The sequence below is a fragment of the Streptomyces sp. NPDC055189 genome, from assembly GCF_053606765.1.
In genome coordinates this window covers 174,258-189,215 of record NZ_JBSGSG010000002.1, presented here as the reverse complement: position 1 = coordinate 189,215, position 14,958 = coordinate 174,258, and the positions used below count along the sequence as shown (strand labels likewise).

10 protein-coding genes and 2 tRNA genes are annotated in these 14,958 nt (G+C 72.4%); 10 read left to right on the top strand and 2 right to left on the bottom strand.

The window, feature by feature from the left end:
- Positions 1 to 53 precede the first annotated feature (53 nt).
- From ACWFR3_RS02620 to ACWFR3_RS02610, 3 genes are all read left to right on the top strand, one after another.
- Positions 54 to 1,652, top strand: coding sequence for a GMC family oxidoreductase (locus ACWFR3_RS02620; RefSeq protein ID WP_453732673.1), 1,599 nt, complete (start codon positions 54 to 56; stop codon positions 1,650 to 1,652).
- Positions 1,653 to 1,677: 25 nt separating this feature from the next.
- Positions 1,678 to 2,757 (top strand): LacI family DNA-binding transcriptional regulator, encoded by a 1,080-nt coding sequence (locus tag ACWFR3_RS02615; protein WP_453732672.1) that lies wholly within the window; start codon positions 1,678 to 1,680, stop codon positions 2,755 to 2,757.
- Positions 2,758 to 2,931: 174 nt separating this feature from the next.
- Positions 2,932 to 3,174, top strand: a complete 243-nt coding sequence (locus ACWFR3_RS02610; protein WP_453732671.1) for a chaplin — start codon at positions 2,932 to 2,934, stop codon at positions 3,172 to 3,174.
- Positions 3,175 to 3,259: 85 nt separating this feature from the next.
- Here ACWFR3_RS02610 and ACWFR3_RS02605 read toward each other — a convergent pair whose 3' ends face one another.
- Positions 3,260 to 4,486: a glycoside hydrolase family 64 protein gene (locus ACWFR3_RS02605; RefSeq protein WP_453732670.1), complete on the bottom strand. Its 1,227-nt coding sequence runs from the start codon at positions 4,484 to 4,486 to the stop codon at positions 3,260 to 3,262.
- Between the two features lie 223 nt (positions 4,487 to 4,709).
- Here ACWFR3_RS02605 and ACWFR3_RS02600 point away from each other — a divergent pair, with 223 nt between their 5' ends.
- Positions 4,710 to 5,504, top strand: coding sequence for a VOC family protein (locus ACWFR3_RS02600; RefSeq protein WP_453732669.1), 795 nt, complete (start codon positions 4,710 to 4,712; stop codon positions 5,502 to 5,504).
- A 194-nt stretch (positions 5,505 to 5,698) separates the two neighbouring features.
- Positions 5,699 to 5,938 (top strand): WhiB family transcriptional regulator, encoded by a 240-nt coding sequence (locus tag ACWFR3_RS02595; protein ID WP_453732668.1) that lies wholly within the window; start codon positions 5,699 to 5,701, stop codon positions 5,936 to 5,938.
- A gap of 15 nt (positions 5,939 to 5,953) precedes the next feature.
- Here the strand turns inward: ACWFR3_RS02595 and ACWFR3_RS02590 are convergent, their stop codons facing one another.
- Positions 5,954 to 8,425, bottom strand: coding sequence for a hypothetical protein (locus ACWFR3_RS02590; RefSeq protein ID WP_453732667.1), 2,472 nt, complete (start codon positions 8,423 to 8,425; stop codon positions 5,954 to 5,956).
- A 130-nt stretch (positions 8,426 to 8,555) separates the two neighbouring features.
- On the opposite strand from ACWFR3_RS02590, the gene ACWFR3_RS02585 reads away from it, so the two are divergent.
- The 5 genes from ACWFR3_RS02585 to ACWFR3_RS02565 all read left to right on the top strand — a co-directional run bounded on the left by ACWFR3_RS02585 (position 8,556) and on the right by ACWFR3_RS02565 (position 14,919).
- Positions 8,556 to 8,627 (top strand) — tRNA-Ala (locus ACWFR3_RS02585).
- A gap of 30 nt (positions 8,628 to 8,657) precedes the next feature.
- Positions 8,658 to 10,070, top strand: coding sequence for an SDR family oxidoreductase (locus ACWFR3_RS02580; protein ID WP_453732666.1), 1,413 nt, complete (start codon positions 8,658 to 8,660; stop codon positions 10,068 to 10,070).
- On the top strand, positions 10,067 to 11,260 hold the full coding sequence (locus ACWFR3_RS02575) for a ribonuclease inhibitor (protein ID WP_453732665.1): 1,194 nt from the start codon (positions 10,067 to 10,069) through the stop codon (positions 11,258 to 11,260). Before ACWFR3_RS02580 ends, ACWFR3_RS02575 begins: the two co-directional genes overlap by 4 nt.
- A gap of 149 nt (positions 11,261 to 11,409) precedes the next feature.
- Positions 11,410 to 11,482, top strand: a tRNA-Trp gene (locus ACWFR3_RS02570).
- A 59-nt stretch (positions 11,483 to 11,541) separates the two neighbouring features.
- Positions 11,542 to 14,919, top strand: a complete 3,378-nt coding sequence (locus tag ACWFR3_RS02565; RefSeq protein WP_453732664.1) for a hypothetical protein — start codon at positions 11,542 to 11,544, stop codon at positions 14,917 to 14,919.
- Positions 14,920 to 14,958: the final 39 nt, after the last annotated feature.

Here is a 14,958-nt window from a genome sequence, read left to right as displayed (position 1 = left end):
CCCTCACGTCCCCTGTGAGCACCCTCCGCGAACAGCCATATAAGGGAGTCGAGTTGAGCAAGGACAGCGTGTACGACTACGTCATCGTCGGTGCCGGCTCCGCGGGATGCGTCCTCGCCGCCCGGCTCTCCGAGGACCCCGCGGTGCGGGTGGCGCTCGTCGAGTCGGGGCCACGCGACCGGAAGACCGAGATCCGCATACCGGCGGCCTTCCCGAAGCTGTTCAAGACACGCTACGACTGGGACTACTCCACCACGAAGCAGTCCACTCTCAACGGCCGCGAGCTGTACTGGCCGCGTGGGCACACTCTGGGCGGCTCGTCCTCGCTGAACGCCATGATGTGGGTGCGCGGCCACCGCGACGACTACGACGCCTGGGGCGAGGCCGCGGGGCCCGAGTGGTCCTACGAAGCGTTCGAACCGTACTTCCGGCGCGCGGAGCGGTGGACGGGCCCGGCGGGCGGAGCGGGAGCGGACAGCGTGTACGGAACCGAGGGGCCGCTCCGGATCTCTCCTCCCCGCGCCGCCAACCCGTCCACCGCCGCGTTCCTCGACGCCTGCCGCGAGGCGGGCCTGCGCGAGCTGACGGAACTGAACGGGCCCGACCACAGCGGCTTCGCGCTCACCCCGGTCAACCAGCGCCGCGGCCGCCGCTGGAGCGCGGCCGACGGGTATCTGAAACCGGCTAGGCGCCGCCGCAACCTGCACATCCTGACCGAAGCGCGCGTGCGCAGGCTGGAGTTCGACGGGACACGCGTGGCCGGCGTCATCGCCGACGGTGTGCCCGGCAGGCTGATCGCCCGCCGCGAGGTCATCCTCAGCGCGGGCGCCATCGGCTCCCCGCAGCTCCTGCAGGCCTCCGGAGTCGGTGACCCGGACGACCTGTCGAAGGCGGGCATCGAGCCGCGCATCGAGTCGCGGGGCGTGGGCCGCCACCTCCAGGACCACCTCTCCTTCGTGGTCACCATGCGCTGCCCGCAGCCCGTCACGCTGACCGGCGCGGACTCGCTCGCCAACGTCGGCCGTTTCCTGCTCGGCGGGCGGGGCCCGCTCACGTCGAACGTCGGCGAAGCCGTCGCCTTCATCAAGACCAGGCACGAACTGGCCGCCCCCGACATCGAGTTGATCTACGCACCGGTGCCCTTCGTCAACCACGGCCTGACCCCGCCCACCGAACACGGCGTCACCATCGGCGTGGTGCTGCTCCAGCCGGAGAGCGAGGGCCGCATCACCCCGAAGGGGCCCGGTGTCGGCTCCGCGCCCTACATAGACCCCGGCTATCTGACGGCGGAGGCCGACGTCAGCACCCTGGTCGCCGGGGTGCGCCGCGCCGAGGAACTGTTCGCGGGCCGGGCTCTGGCCCCGTACACGGAGGGTCCGATGGGGCCCTATCCGGGCACGGTCGACGACGCGACCCTCGCCCGGACGATCCGAGGGGCCTCCGAGACGCTCTACCACCCGGTCGGCACCTGCCGGATGGGCAGCGACGAGGGATCGGTCACCGATCCGGCGCTGCGGGTGCGGGGCGTGACGGCGCTGCGGGTCGTGGACGCCTCGGTCATGCCGCGCATCACGCGCGGCCACACGCACGCCCCCACGGTGGCGCTCGCGGAGAAGGCGGCCGAGCTGATCAGGGCGGACGCGCGCAGGTGAGGCGGGCGGGGGGTATCTCCCCGCCATGCCCGTCGGCCGTATCCTGACCGGCGCACACCCGCAGGACGCCCCCGAGGAGCCCCACGTGACCGAGCCGCCGAGCGCTGCCCCGCGCCCCACCCTGGAGGCCGTGGCCGCCCGGGCCGGAGTTTCGAGGGCCACGGTGTCCCGTGTGGTCAACGGCGACACCGGCGTACGCGAGGTGCTCGCCGAGAAGGTCAGGAAGGCGGTCGACGAGCTCGGCTACGTGCCGAACCGCGCCGCCCGCAGCCTGGTCACCCGCCGCCACGACGCGGTCGCCGTGGTGATCGCCGAGCCGGAGACGCGGGTCTTCGCCGACCCGTTCTTCGCCCTGCAGCTGCGGGGCATCAGCAAGGAGCTGACCTCGCGCGACGTCCAGCTTGTGCTGCTCCTGACGGAGGGGCGCGACGACCACGAGCGGGTCGGCCGCTACCTGTCGGGCGGCCATGTGGACGGTGCCCTCGTCTTCTCCCTGCACCTGGACGATCCGCTGCCCGGCATCATCCAGGGCGCGGGGGTGCCGACGGTGTTCGGCGGCCGTCCGGGGTGGCAGGACGGGACGGTGACGTCGCCGTACGTCGACTGCGACAACCGCGGCGGCGCGCGGGACGCGGTGCGCCACCTGGTCTCGCTCGGCCGCACCCGCATCGCGCACATCACCGGCGAGCTCGACCAGACGTCGGCGGTGGACCGCCTCGACGGCTTCCGTGACGTGCTTCCCGAGGCGGGGGAGAGGTTCGTCGCGCAGGGCGACTTCACCCCGGCGGGCGGCGAGCGCGCGATGCGCGAGCTGCTCGACCGTGTCCCCGACATCGACGCGGTCTTCGCCGCCAACGACCTGACGGCGTCGGGAGCCCTGCGGGTGCTGCGGGAGCGGGGGCGGCGGGTGCCCGAGGACGTCGCGGTGGTGGGTTTCGACGACATGCTGGCGGTGGCCGAGCAGGTGGACCCGCCGCTGACGACGGTGCGCCAGGACATCGAGGAGATGGGCCGCCTGATGGCCCGCATGCTGCTTGCCAAGGGCGAGCTCCCGACGGAGAGCGTGGTCCTGCCGACGAAGCTGGTGCGCAGGGGGTCGGCGTAGGCCGCTCGCTCGCCTTCTCGGCCTGTCCTCCCGGCCGGCTTCCCGAGGCCCCCGATTAGCCGTTTATCCCACGAACGGGTGTCCTCGTTCCCCCGCACGGGCCACCCGCGTTTTTGTTGTGCGGTGACCGGGTGAGGCTCGGTGCAGCACTTCCCCTCATCCGGAGGTAACACCATGCGCAAGCGCGCAATCCTGGCAGCAGCGGCCTTCGCCGCGGTCACCGTCATCGGCGGGGCCAGCACCGCCGCTGCCGACCCCGGCCCCGGCGCCAACGCCGAGGGCACGGCCTCGCAGTCGCCCGGCGTCCTCAGCGGCAACCTCCTGCAGGTCCCTGTCGACATCCCTGTCAACGTGTGCGGCAACACCGTGGACATCCTCGCCGCGCTCAACCCGGCCGCGGGCAACAACTGCAAGTAGGTCCTGCCGGACCTGCCGAAACGCCACACCGCCCCGTCGCGACCAGTGCGCGGCGGGGCGGTGCGGGTCGGTCGTGGCGGGGAGGCTACGACCCGACGCTCACCGTCCACCTTTGCGGGTTGCCGTCGTGTGCCGCTCCTGACACGTCGGGCTCCCCGTCGGGGCGGACGTCGTCGTACGGGAACGCGTATCCGATGGGCGAGTTCGCGTGGACCACCCGGGCCCAGTGGTTGGTCACGTCGCCCTTGTAGTAGTCCCCGGCACCGGCCCCGTTCGGCTGCTCCGCGTGCGACAGCATGATGCTCCGGTTGAACCCCGCCGCGAGCCGCGCGAGCAGGCCCTTCTTGTCGTCGGGGTCGTCGGGGTTGTTGGCGAAGGGCCCGTGGTTGCAGGTGAAGATGTCCTTCGACGTCGGCTTCGAGAACGTGTGCCCGCCGTTGAAGGTCAGCGTGTCGCCGCTCACCCGGCCGGTGAACACACCCCGGCCGCCCTGCAGGTCGATCTTCAGGTCGGTACCGCGGTACTTCTCCCAAGCCTCGTCGATGTAGCTGTTGAACACGTCCCTGAACGGCATCTCGTCCGGGCGGTCGAAGTACGGGGCCATGAGGTTCTGCGGCGAGATGACTCGCAGGACCTTGTCGCCGTCGCCGCGGATGACCAGGTCGCCCCAGGGCTGCCCGTCCTTGGCCTCCTGGGCGGCGAGGTCGGAGGCGATCTTGTCGACGGCGCCGTCCGGCAGCGGGGCCACCGTGTGCTTCTCGTCCCCCTCCAGGGTCAGGCCGATGGGCAGGGCCGTGACGAGGTCGACGTAGCTGATGTTGGAGTACAACTGCTCGGTGTTGAAGGTGAATTCGCAGAACGACCAGGTGCGCCCGTAGTTGGGGTCCTCCTTGGTCGCGAAGGCGGGCTCGACCAGTGAGGGGCCGGGGTTGAGGAAGAAGTCCAGCTTGTCGTCGCGCACGAAGTAGACGCGGGCGCCGTACATGTGAGGAAGCGTCAGGATCTTCGGCTCGGATCCGGCCGCGCCGAGCGGGATCGCGCAGTCGACGGGCAGCGGGGTCTCCGGGGCGGAGGGGGAGTCGGGCCGGTAGACGCCGCCGTCCGGCTTCAGCAGGACCCAGCGGTCGGTGCCCTCCTCGTGTCCGGTGACGTAGGCGCTCACGTTGCCAGGCAACGACTTGTTCTGCAGGGCGAGTTCACAGGTCGCGGGGGCCGCCTTGGCGCCGGGGCTGAGGGAGCTTCCCCAGAGTGGGTAGGTGAGGGCTCCGGTGGCACCGGCGGCAGCGGACAGGAACACTCGACGCGATATCACGGAAGAACTCCCGGGATGTGTGGGGGGATTGTCGTGCAGCCGTGGGGGGTGGCTGGCGTTGTGGTGCGACCACTGTTGCGTCGGCGAATTCGGGCGTCAAGAGTTGTGGCTGAGAGCGCTCTCAAAAACTCGTTTCCTTCACAAGGTGGCAGCAGGCGCGCACTGTCAGTGCCGGGTGCCAGACTCAAGGGGACGGAAGAGAGATGCGACAAAGGAGTCGATCATGCTCAATACCCGTTATGTCGCAGGAGCCCCCACGTGGGTCGAGCTCGGCAACCCGGACCTGGAAGGCGCCCATGCCTTCTACCGCGCGCTCTTCGGGTGGGAGTTCCAGTCGGGCGGCGCCGAATTCGGCGGATACGGCATGTATCAGGCGGACGGGAAGACCGTGGCCGGCGCCATGACCGTCACCGCCGATCAGGCCCCTCCTGCCTGGACGCTCTACTTCAAGACGCCGGACGCCGACGCGACGGCCAAGGCGGTCGAGCAGGCCGGCGGCACCACGGTCTACGAAGTCATGGACGTCGGCGACCTCGGCCGCATGGCCGTCCTCAGGGACGCCCAAGGGGTCGGCTTCGCCGTCTGGCAGCCGGGCACGATCAAGGGCCTCGACCTGGTCGACGCCCCGAACAGCCTGTGCTGGACCGAGCTCTACACCCCGGACATCGAGGGTGCCCGGGAGTTCTACGGCTCCGTGTTCGGCTGGGGCACCTCCACCCAGGCCTTCGAGGGCGGTTCGTACACGATGGTGCATCCCGCGGGCGGCACCGAGAACGACATGTTCGGTGGCCTGTGGCCGCTGTCCGACGCCCCGGAGGAATCCGCGGCCGGGGCGTACTGGACTCCGTACTTCCAGGTGACCGACATCGACGCGGTGCTCGCCAGGGTCGAGCCCTCCGGGGGCGCGGTGCGGGTGGCGCGCATGGACCTCGCGGGCGTCGGCAGCTTCGCCAAGCTCGCGGACCCGTCGGGGGCGCGGTTCGCCCTGATGCAGCCGGAGGCGCCGAACGCGCGCTGAGGAGGCCGTGGCCGGACGGGACGGAACGTGGGGCGGCAAACGGCAAACGGAGCCGTCCCGTCCGGCATGTGCGCCCGTCCCGGGCGTTTCGCCGACTCCCTCCCGGGCATGCAGCAGGAGCCCGAAACAGCGCACGTCGCAGCGTTGATCGTTCGTTGATCCCTTGTTTCGCGCGTCCTGCCAGCATCGGCGGCATGCAGATCCACATGACAGCCGAGCCGGAACTCGCCTGGCAGGAGCAGGCCCTGTGCGCCCAGACGGGATCCGAGTTCTTCTTCCCCGAACCCGGCAGCTCCGTGCGCGAGGCCAAGTACATCTGCCAGCTCTGCGAAATGCGCCCGGCCTGCCTCGAGTACGCACTGGCCCACGACGAGCGGTTCGGCGTCTGGGGCGGCCTCTCCGAGAAGGAGCGGCTCCACCTCAGGCGTACGTGATCGCCAGCCTCCATCTCAGGCGTACGTGACCGTGAACCTCCTCGTCCCCGCCGGGATGTGCACGTCGTCGCCCGTGACCGTCAGGTCGCGGCCGTCCGCCGTCACCGCCCGCACCGGGCCGAACCGGCACGGGTAGACGTAGCGCACGCGCTCCGGCGCCCGCGTGACGTCCACGGTGACCTTCCGGCTGTCCGCGTCATGGGTGAGCCGGTAGCCGAAGGGCGTGCCGAACAGGTTCGGGGCGTCGTCGACGGCCACCGAAGCGTTGTCCGGCACCCAGTGCGGACGGATGCCCGGAGCGATGTAGAGATGCGGGTCGCGGTCCTCGTCGGCCTCGAAGAAGAGGATGTCGCGGATCAGGAGCAGGTACTCGGCCGCCGCCCAGCCGTGCGGCATGTCCCCCATGTACCAATGGCGGGCGGGGACTTCGCGGTAGTCGGAGGCGATCGGGAAGGCGTGCTGCTCGTTCCACGCGCCCAGAGCCACCGCCCGCTCCTCGGTCCGCGGCAGCGAAGCGCCCACGATCCAGCCGAGCAGCGCGTCCATCCGGACGGTGTCGCCGCACAGCAGGTAGGCGTGCGCCAACTGCGTCGTGAGGTAGGGGCCGTAGGTGTTCCAGGCGGCCTCGTGCCGGTAGCCGCCGGTCACGAAGTGCGCGTACATCGTGTCGAGCGTCCAGCGGGCCGCCCGGTCGATGTCCTCGCCCAGCTTGCTGCCCATGTGCAGCCGCAGCGGATGGAAGAACGCCGCCGTGCCGATCATCGTCGAGTCGAGCCGGCCGACGTCACCAGGACCGGTCGGGATGTACGTCTCCCAGGCGCCGCGCCTGCGCTGCTCCGCCAGGACCCAGCGCACCGAGGCCGCCGTCGCCCGCTTCAGGTCGTCGAACGCGCCCCAGAGCTCGGGCACGTCGGGGGAGCCGATCCGCTCCGCGAGCCGCGCGGCCTCGTAAAGACCGGCGAGGCCCCACAGGTCGTCCCAGTAATGCGGCTTGTCGCGCTCGCCCAGATGCTCGGCGCTCCAGCCGCTGTGCAGCAGGCCGTACTGGTCGCGGTTGTCCCGCAGCCACCGGGCGCCGTCGACGACGTACGGCGTGTAGAGCTTCGCCCCGAACGAGGTGGAGCGGCCGTGCGTCCGGTCGAAGCGGCCGATCGCCCACAGCGCCTGGCCGTTGCTGTCCCACTCCCGGTCGTCCTTCTCGTGCGGCCCGCCGTAGAAGCCGTACTCGGCACACGGCCCGATCCGGCCGGAGCCGCGGTTGAACTTGAGCGGGTAGTGCGTGCCAAGCTGACGCTCGGCCAGCGCCGCGTCGCCGACCAGCGAGCATGCCGTGGCCTCGACGGACGAGTCCCGGATCCAGAAGGAGTCGTACACCGTCGGGCCCGGATGGATCTCGCCGTGGTCGGAGAGGATCAGGAGCTGTGCGCGGCACTGCCGGAACTGGTCGGCCAAGTGGGCCACTGTGCGCGGCAGTTGGGGCTGCACGCCGCGGGCGATCAGCTTCCCCGTCCAGAACACGCGGTTGGCCTCCTCCAGGGCGGCGGCAGGAGTGGCCCTGATCTCCGCCAGATCGGCGGCACCGCTGTAGAGGTCGACGGGAAGCCGTACATCGAGCTCGAACAGCTCGTCGTCCGCGATCCGGTAGGGCCAGGCGAACGCCGCACTGCACAGTCCGGCGATCTGGTCCTGCGCCTGCAGCGCGCCGTTCAGCTTGCCGCCCATGACGAGGTCGCGGAACGGGTTGCGGGTCAGATAGGAGTCAGGGTCGTACGTGAAGTCCGGGTTGCCGTACACGCCGTACTGCTCGGGAGGCGTGTCGAACACCGGCCCCCAGCCGCTGTTGGTCTCCACCCGCGACTCGTCGGGCAGATGGCGCAGATAGGTCAGGCGCCGGTCCGTGATCCGGCGGCCGTTGCGGTCGTGCCGCTGGAAGCCGCTCGGCCCGGCGGGCATGACGGCCGCGCAGAGCCAGCCCTCGCGCGGCTGTCCGGTCGCGCTGCCCACGGTCAGGCGGGTCACGACGAGGTCCCGCTGCCGGGGGCCGATGGCCGTGCCGAAGGTCCGCTGCACGAACTCGGTGCCGTCGGCGGTGCGGAACGTCGTCAGGACCACCGGAAGATGCGGCGCCTCCATGCGCTGGCCGACGGCCCCGGCGGTCGTCAGTTGCGGCAGACGCACGGCGCCGGTCGACGGTGAGTAGAAGAAGAAGGACAGGCAGTACTTGTCGTAGACCGGCTCGATCTCACCCGCCTGCCCGATCAGGGACTCCTGGCGGTGGTCCTTGACGCCCACCATGTGCCAGTAGCGGTACAGGGCGTTGGAGGCGAAGGCCGCCTCCTTGGACTCGTATGTTCCCCGGTCGAAGTCGTCGCTCCAGCTCCGGAAGGCCGCCTGCGCCCACCACGGGACGGGGTAGGGGATCTGCGCCCGGCCCGCCCAGCCTCGCCACATGACCTCGTAGAACATCCACTCATGGGTCTGTGCCATGGGTTCCACCCCCGCTGCCCACCGTTGCACCGGGGCGGGCGGTCGTAAATCGGTTCGGCACGAGGGGCATCGCGTGGTTAAGATCCGGGAGCGCGGACGGACCGAAGTGTCCTGGTCCACGCGTGTGTGGGGTCCTGTAGAGCAGAGGCAGACTCGCCGCCACGGCATGGCGGATACGCCGGTTCGAATCCGGCCGGGACCACGAGCGGACGGCGCGGGCGGGGCGGGGCGGATGGGTGAGAGCGGCGGGATCAGCGAGGCGGACCTCACGGTCTTCCACGACATGGTCGGCAGGCTCCGCGAGCTGCCGGTCGACGATCCGGTGCGGCTGCGCGCCGAGCAGGTTGCCGCGTCCTTCGCCCGCGACGGGCGGCTGCGCAGGCGCAAGGCGCGCGGCGCCGAACTCTTCGCCGCCGACGCGGCCGTGATGGCCGCGACCGCCACCGGCTCCGGGGACCGCCGCGAGGACGCGCCGCTGGTCGGCGACGGGGCCGCCGGGGTCTTCCGCAAGTCACGGCCCTGCTATGTCTGCAAGACGTCGTATCGACAGGTCGACTCCTTCTACCACCGGCTCTGTCCCGAGTGCGCCGCCGACAACCGCGCCAGACGCGCGCTCGGCACGGATCTGAGCGGGCGCCGCGCGCTGCTCACCGGGGGCCGCGTGAAGATCGGCTTCCAGCTGGCCCTGATGATGCTGCGCGACGGCGCCGAACTCCTGGTCACCAGCCGCTTCCCGCACGACACCCGGCGCCGATTCCGTGCGGTGCCGGGCAGCGAGAAGTGGCTCGACCGGCTCACGGTGCTCGCCGTGGACCTGCGTGACCCTCGTCAAGTCCTCGGCCTGTGTGAGGAGTTGCGTCAGGCTGGCGAGCCGCTGGACATCCTGGTCAACAACGCGGCGCAGACGGTACGCAGGCCGCCCGAGTCGTACGCGGCTCTTGTGGCGAGGGAGTCGGCGGAGCTGCCTGCCGGGACCCGTGGTGCGCCCGGGTTCCGGCCGATGGGGGCGCCGGACGCCTCCGCCGCTTCCGCCGCTTCCGCCGCTTCGGGCGCGCTCGCGCTGGTCCTGCCCGGGTCCGATGCCCTGCCCGAGTCCGGTGCACTGCCCGACTCCGCTCTGCTCCGTGCGGCCGACGAGGCGGGTCTGCTGCGCGACGCCTCGCCGGAGAACTCCTGGTCGGCCCGGCTCGGTGACCTCGACCCCGCCGAGGTCCTGGAGACCCAGCTGGTCAACGCGCTCGCCCCCGCCCTGCTCTGTGACCGGTTGCTGCCCCTGCTGCTCTCCTCGCCCCGCCCCCGCAAGTACATCGTCAACGTCACGGCGGTCGAGGGCCGCTTCGCGGTGCGCAACAAGATGGCCGGGCATCCGCACACGAACATGGCCAAGGCCGCCCTGAACATGCTCACCCGCACCAGCGCGGCCGAACTGGCCGAGCAGGGCGTGCACATGTGCGCCGTCGACACCGGCTGGATCACCGACGAGAACCCCGCCCCCAAGAAGGACCGCATCGCAGGCGCGGGCTTCCGTACCCCCCTCGACGTGGTGGACGGCGCGGCCCGGATCTACGACCCGATCGTGCGGGGCGAGGCGGGCGCACCGCTCTCGGGGGTCTTCCTCAAGGACTACCGGGAGGCGGAGTGGTGAGCGCGGATCCCACAAGCGGCCGGTTCGCGGGCGTGCCGCCGGTCGTGCCACGGCCGACTGCCGAACTCGGGCCGTTGCTGGCTTGGTTGCGCGGCGGAAGTCCCGCGGAGGGGCGTCTCGACTTCGCGGCCGGGACAGCGCTTCCGGACGGGCGCCTCGACCTGTGCAAGCAGTCGCTCGGCGCGGAGGGCGCCGCGCTGGTCGCCGACGCGCTGCGGGGTGACGGAGCGGAAGGCCGGTCCCCTGTACGTCACTTGCTGCTCGGCACGGACGGCCTGGGGGACGAGGGGGCGGCTGTCGCCGCGCAGGCGGCGAGCGGCGAGGCGGGCCCCACCGGCGTCGAGACGCTCTACCTGGGCTGCAACGGCATCACCGCCGGCGGCGCCTGCCGCATCGCGGATCAGCTGCGCGCCTCGCCGCAGGTCGTGACCGGCGTCTGGCTCAAACGCAATCCGCTGGGGTCGCAGGGAGGTGCCGCCGCCGACGAACTGATCGACTCTGTAGGGACGTTGCGCACGCTCGACCTGGTGCAGACCGGGCTCGACGCGGCCGGGGCCGAGGTTCTCGTGGACGCGCTGGTCGCGGCGGCCGACAGCGGGCGGCGCGTCGAGCGCGTTTTCCTCGGCGGTAATCCGCTCGGGTCTGTGGGCGCGGTTCCGTTGGCCGAGCTGATTGCCGGGGGCGGGGTGCGTGAGCTGTACGTATCTGCGGTGGGGCTCGGTGACGGGGGAGCGGTGCTGATCGCTGAGGCGCTGGAGCGTGCGCCGCGTGGTGTGCTCGACCGCCTCTCCGTGGCGAGCAACGGCATCGGGCCGCGGGGCGCCGCCCGGCTCGTCGCTGCTGCTGTGTCCGCCGGGGTGGAGCTGCTCGACCTCGGGCGGGTGCGGGCCGCGGGGGCGTTGGGCGCGGCGGACAATCGCATCGATGATGCGGGGGCTGCGGCCATCGCGGAGAGCCTTGCCGGGGTCGAGCACCGGCTGGCCCATCTGGTGCTCAGCCACACCGGGTTGCGCAGTCGTGAGGCCCACCGGCTGCTGGATACCGCCGGGCACGCGCTCTCGCCTACGCGGTTCGTGCTGGGGCAGGGGATTGCGGCCAGTATCAAGCGGCGGCTTGCGGCGTTCTCCGCGGGGATTCCCGGGCCGGCGCTTTCGGCGGATGTTGCCGCTGTGCGGAGCGTGCATCGCTGAGGGCGGCGGGCCTTGGGGGTGCGTGTGCGGTTTTGACCTGCGAGCCGGTGGGGGCTTGTCGCGCAGTTCCCCGCGCCCCTGACGGGGTGTGGCCCTGGCGGGGCCTGCCCCTGACGGGGCGTGGCCTGAGGGTACGATCCCGCTCAAGGCGGGGCGTAGCGCAGAGGCTGTCGCGTCGGTCTCCAAAACCGGAACACGCTGGTTCGATTCCAGTCGCCCCGCCCCCTCCCACCTCAGCAATTCGCTGTCCCCGGACCGGTCCCGGCGGGCACAATCCGCGCATGGCCCTGCCCGAGAAGACCGCCGCCCGTTATCTGCTCTCCGACCTCGAAGCTCTGCCGTACCCCCGGCGGATGCGAGAGATCGCCGAGAGTGCCCGGGACTTCGCGGGGCGCGGTGCGCTGCGGTCCGTCCTGGAGGAGCTCGAAGGCGCGGGACCGTACGAGCGCGGGGTGGCCATCGTGCTGGCCTGTGCGGGAGGGGACGCCGAGTGGACCGGGGCGCGGCTCGCCGATCCCGACCCCTACGTGCGGGGGCAGGCGCTGCGTGTCGCGCGGAGCCACGGGGTCCCGGACGCGGCGTTCGAGGCGGCCCTCGACGACGCCCCCGAAGCCGTACGGCGGCAGTTGCTGCGGGCGATCGTCACCGGCCGCCGCACCGCGCTCGCCGATCGCCTCATCGGCCCGCTGCGGCACGCATGGGGCGACGCGGAGGCGGCCAGACTCCTTCCCGGCTGCTCGGGCCCCGTGGTGGAGCGGCTGCTTCCGGAGATCTTCCACGCCGTACGGGGCTGGCGGCCGCTGGCGAGGCGACATGCGGGGGCGCTGTTCGACGTGGCGGCGGCGGAGCTCGCCGCGCTGCCACAGGCGCTGCGGGACGGGTGGTGGCAGCGGTACGCGGCGGGGGTCGCGTCCGCCACGGAGGCGGAACCGAAGCGCGTGCTCGACCTCCTTGAGCAATTCGCGCCCAGCGCCTTCCCGCATCAACTGCGCCCGCGTCTGGGCGTACTGGCCGACGCGGATCCGGGGCGCGTTCTGACGATCCTTGCCGGGCCCCGGGGGTGGTCGCTGCGGCGCAGCGGCGCGCTCACGAAGTCCGTACTGCGGGGGCTCGCCCGCTCGGGCGCGCCCGAGCTCCTCGGGTACGCCCGTGCCGTCGCCGACGACTCGGGCGACCTCGCCCGCCTGATGCTGGCGCACCCGCCCGCTGAGCGTGCCGCCGTGCACGCGCGGGCCGTCGAGGGGCGCGGTGCCGGGTTCGCCGCCGTCGACGGGATCCTCCTCGGCGCGCTGCCCCGCAGCGCCGTGGCCGACGAGGCGCGGCGGATGGCCGAAGGGGCCAAGGCCCGTGGCGCGCACTGGAGTTCCGTGCTGCTCGCCGAGTCTTTCCTGCCCTGCGCGGAAGTGCGCGACCACCTCGTGGCGGCGACACGGCGGCCCGCCGCCGATGACCGGGCGCAGGCGTGGCCGCTGCTTGTCCGCAACGCCGCGCGCTCCGGGGAGCGGGACCAAGTCACCGCCGTACTTGAAGAGATGACGCGGCTGGCGAACGAGCAGGATCCCGTCAGGGCCGCCGCCCTGGCCGCGCTCGCCGAAACCGGGCCAGCCCTCTTCGGGGCCGACGCCGAACCGTTCCTCGACCGGATATCCGCGGACGCCGTCGCGGCCCGCGACTCCTCACGCGCCACCCGCGCCAGCCTCAGCGTCCTGGCCGTCGCCGTACTGCGCGAACACTCGGCGGGCGGGCAGCGGGAGTTGGTGAACTGGGCGCTGCGCACCCTGGTCCGCATCTCCGGCAACACCGGCGGCGCCGACCTCGGGCGCCTCGACCGCACGCTGCGCCGCGGCCAGGAGCACGACGTGTTCGAGGCGCTGCGTCCGTGGATCGAGGCCGGCGCGGAGAAGGCCGACTACAGCCTCACCTTCGCCCTCGCGCGTGCGGTCGGCCGACGTGCCGCCGGGATGGCGGAGCTGCAGGAACTCCTCTGGCAGGCCATCAGGTTCGGCAGCAACACGACCGTGTCCGCGGCGATCGCACTCTGGCTGGAGCCGCGTGCGACCCGCGACGAACGCGTGGCCCGTGTCCTGTCGCAGGAGTCGTCGGCGGGCGTGCTCGCCCCGGTCAGTTCGGTGCTGTGCGCCCGGCGCACGGACCTGCTCGACCAACTCCTGTCCGGAACACCGCCGTACGGGCGATTCCTGACCAAGGGCGCGGCATGGACCGTGTCGGCCGACGCCGTGCAGATCCGCCGTTGGCTGCCACGTCAACAGCGCGCCCTGGCAGCGCAGTTGGAGCAGGCTGCCGGTGACGATGGGCTCCCCCAGTGGCGCCGCGCCGCGGCGATCGCCCACGGCGCGTACATCCCCGGCGCCGGGGAGGAACTCGTCCGCCGCTGGGCCGGATCGTCCGACACCGTGCTCGCCGAGGCGGCCCTCGCGGCACTGGCCCGCACCTCGCGACCGGGGGACGCGCTGCCCGGGCTCCTCGCGCACGCGGGAGGCGATCGGGCCCGGGTCGCGGTGTACGCGGCGACGCAGGCGTCACGGCACGTCGCGCCGTCCCGGCTCGCGGCGCTGCTGCGGGAGGTCCTGTGCGGGCCGGGCAAGAAGGTGACGAGCCGCAAGGAGGCTGCCAGGCTCGCGGCCGTGCGGCTGCCGGCGCCCGAGGCGGCGGCACTGCTCGGCGAGGCCTACGAAATGCCGGACGCCCACCGCGACGTACGCGCGGCGTGTGTCGCCTTCGCGGTCGGGCTGCTCGGCGAGGAGCGGGTGTGGGACCTGCTGCGGGACGCGGCCGGGGGAGAGACGGTGCTGCGGACGGCTGTGCTGCGGGTGCTGCCGCTCGATCTGCCGCAGGTGCACCGGGAGCGGTACGCGCGTCTCGTGCGCGAGGTGGCGGGCACGGACGACGACGAAGCGGCCGCCCCGGCGCTCACCGCCCTGGCGCGGTGGGCTCCCTGGTCCCCGGACGCGGTTTCGGTGCTCGCGGAGACCGTCGCGGACCTCGGCAGGCGCGCCACATGGCAGGTGGCGGCGCGGGGACTCGTGACGGCGGCGGCGACCGCGCCGCGCGGGGCCGAGGCGCTGTGCGGGGCACTCACGGCGCTCGCGGGCCCCGAAGCGGCCGCGCTGCTGGACGCGCCGCCGGACGCACCGGACGCGCCCGACCGGGATCTGCCTGCGCGGCGCCGGATCGAGTACCTGGCTCAGACGCTGGCCGACGCGGGCGAGGTGTACCGGCCCGCCGCTCTGCGGGCGGGTGAGCTTCTTGCCGGGTACGGGGATTACGTGCCGCAGGCCGCCGAAGTCCTTGCGGGCGCGGTGAGCCTGGATGCCGCTCCCGGTGAGGTCGGGGCGGCGCTGTCGCGGCTCGCCGTGTTGCACGAGGGGCGTCCGGCGCTGGCGGTGCGGACGGCCGAGACGCTGGGTTCGCGCCTTGCCGACGCGGAGGGGGAGCCGGCCCAGTTGCTGCCCGTGGCCCACCGCCTCGCCGAGGACGGCGCTCACGCGGCCGGTCTCCTCGCAGTGGCGGCGGTGGAGTCGCTCGGGGAGCGGACGGACTGGGCGGACCCGTGGCGTGACCTGCTGAGGTCTCTGCGGGGCCACGGCGTCCCGGACGTCAGGGACGCGGCGCTGGCGGTTTCGACGTCGTACGAGTGATGCGGGGCAAATAGGCGGGTGGGCGAGTGAGAACCGCCG

What these genes read in the sequence shown, in the direction of transcription:
- ACWFR3_RS02615 (WP_453732672.1), top strand. Translation starts at nt 1,678, where the DNA reads ATGCCCGTCGGCCGTATCCTGACCGGCGCACACCCGCAGGACGCCCCC.
- ACWFR3_RS02610 (WP_453732671.1), top strand. Translation starts at nt 2,932, where the DNA reads ATGCGCAAGCGCGCAATCCTGGCAGCAGCGGCCTTCGCCGCGGTCACC.
- ACWFR3_RS02600 (WP_453732669.1), top strand. Translation starts at nt 4,710, where the DNA reads ATGCTCAATACCCGTTATGTCGCAGGAGCCCCCACGTGGGTCGAGCTC.
- ACWFR3_RS02595 (WP_453732668.1), top strand. Translation starts at nt 5,699, where the DNA reads ATGCAGATCCACATGACAGCCGAGCCGGAACTCGCCTGGCAGGAGCAG.
- ACWFR3_RS02590 (WP_453732667.1), bottom strand. Translation starts at nt 8,425, where the DNA reads ATGGCACAGACCCATGAGTGGATGTTCTACGAGGTCATGTGGCGAGGC.
- ACWFR3_RS02580 (WP_453732666.1), top strand. Translation starts at nt 8,658, where the DNA reads ATGGGTGAGAGCGGCGGGATCAGCGAGGCGGACCTCACGGTCTTCCAC.
- ACWFR3_RS02565 (WP_453732664.1), top strand. Translation starts at nt 11,542, where the DNA reads ATGGCCCTGCCCGAGAAGACCGCCGCCCGTTATCTGCTCTCCGACCTC.